At 55.3% G+C, this 206-nt stretch carries 1 pseudogene; it reads right to left on the bottom strand.

The annotated features are described in order from the left end of the window. Window positions 1–206, bottom strand: a pseudogene (locus tag ACEWE8_RS26165) (hypothetical protein); the annotation flags it as partial.

Raw genomic sequence — 206 nt, 5'->3', positions numbered from 1 at the left:
GCACGATCTTCACAGCTGGCATTCGCCTTCACCTCCCCGCGATGCATCGGATTGACCTCCAAAAGGTCACAGATCCCCTCAATCCCATTGAGCCGGGTCAACTCAACATCGTTTAAGCAAAGCCACTTGCCGATATCGGCCAGCGACTGCCTGAGAGCAAGCACTTTTTCCCGATGAACGGCGCGAGATCTGGCTGATCGCCTTGT

The organism is Pseudomonas sp. TR47 (genome assembly GCF_044143025.1).
GTDB lineage: Bacteria > Pseudomonadota > Gammaproteobacteria > Pseudomonadales > Pseudomonadaceae > Aquipseudomonas > Aquipseudomonas putida_E.
This window is presented reverse-complemented; position numbering and strand designations above follow the sequence as displayed.